Origin of the sequence: Kocuria atrinae C3-8 (assembly GCF_000286355.1) — a bacterium.
In the GTDB taxonomy this organism is placed as follows: domain Bacteria; phylum Actinomycetota; class Actinomycetes; order Actinomycetales; family Micrococcaceae; genus Kocuria; species Kocuria atrinae_A.
The window spans coordinates 1-1,663 of sequence record NZ_AJXN01000199.1 but is presented as its reverse complement, the minus strand read 5'-3'; the positions used below and the strand labels follow the sequence as shown (position 1 = coordinate 1,663).

Here is a 1,663-nt window from a genome sequence, read left to right as displayed (position 1 = left end):
CGCCACGTCGGCTGGCCGCGCGTGACCGCGCCGGTCGTTTGGGCGTCTTGTGCGAGGAATGCCCGCCCGCCATCAGCGCGCGCACCGGCGCGTACGTGTCATTGGTGATGAGCCCCGCCCACAGCAGGTTCCACAGCGCGGTGCGCAGCTCAGGCATTCCCGCGGTGAAACCGGCCTGGGACAGGGGCTCGATCAGCTGCCACGCGAAGTACGCGCCACCGCTCTGCAGCACAGAAAGAACGTGCTTTTCCAGCTCGGATTCCAGTTCCGATGCCGCAACCTGCAGCTTCTCGACCGGCGGCAAGGACAACTCCGCGGACTCCGCCAAGTGGAACGCCACCCAACCGTCCTCGCCACCCAGCGAACCGGCTCCGGAGAACAACACCTCACCCGTGGCCATGAGCTCATCAAGCATCCCAGGTCGGTAATCCACGACCCGCTGGGCCAGCACGAGCGGCTCCCACGCGGAAGCCGGAATCGGCACACCCGCCAGCTGATCGATCACGGTCAGCACGCCGTCCAGCCCGCGCAACTGATGCCCCTTGACCGCGTGCTGCCAGGCGGGCAGGAACTTGGCGTAAATACTGGGTGCCACCGGTTCCACGTCTTCGCGCAGGGCCGCGAGCGAGCGGCGTCGTAGCGTGCGCAGCACCTCGATATCGCACCATTCCGAGTCCGACGCCGCCGGGTCGCCACTCGGACGGAACGCGCCTTCGCTGACGCGGCGCTGTTTGCCCAGGGCTCGTAACGCGGACTCCACCACGGCCGGGCCCAGGTGCAATGCCGTGGCGGCCTCGGCCACGCTGAACGGGCCGTGCGTGCGGGCATAGCGGGAGACCAGGTCGCCCACGGGATCGGCCACCGGTTCCAGGAAGGTGAGCGGAACGCCCATGGGCAGCGGAATGCCCAGGGCATCGCGCATGCGGGCGGCGTCCTCCACCGCGCAGTACACCTCGGTGCCGGCCACGCGCATGGTGATCGCGCGGTTGGTGCTGAGCAGCTGATCGAGCAGCGCCTTGGCGTTGGACTCGCTCAGGTGCAGGTCGTCGGTCTCCAGCGATTCCTGTGGCCGCAAACGCAGGGCGGCCTGGGCGGGTGTCATCGGACCGAGCAGCCGCAGCAGGTCGGCAGCGCCCTCCACTCCGCGCAGTCGGCGATCCGGGGCCAGCCGCTGCAACTGGGCCACGGCCTGCTCAATGACCTCTTGGTCCAGCAGCTCCCGCAACTCGGCTCGACCCAACAGCTCGTTGAGCAATGCGGGATCCAGGGACAGTGCGGCGGCCTTGCGCTCGGCCAGTGGGGAATCGCCCTCGTAGAGGAACTGCGCCACGTAGCCGAACAGCAACGTGCGCGCGAACGGGGAAGGAGTGTCCGTGGTGGTCTCGACCAGGCGCAACTTCCGCCCGGCCAACTCGCGCTGCAACCGCAACAGCGCGGGTAGGTCGTAGACGTCCTGCAGGCACTCGCGCACCGTTTCCAGGATCACCGGGAACTGCGGATACTTCCGCGCCACGTCCAACAACTGCGCCGACCGCTGGCGTTGCTGCCACAGCGGCGTGCGCTTGCCGGGATCGCTACGGGGCAGCAGCAGAGCGCGGGCGGCGTTTTCCCTGAACCGAGACGCGAAGAGCGCGGAACCGCCCACTTCCTCGGTCACGGTGTG

1 protein-coding gene is annotated in these 1,663 nt (G+C 68.5%); it reads right to left on the bottom strand.

The window, feature by feature from the left end:
* A partial coding sequence (locus tag YO9_RS0115690; protein WP_016998350.1) for a DNA glycosylase AlkZ-like family protein occupies positions 1-1,663 on the bottom strand: 1,663 nt, incomplete at both ends.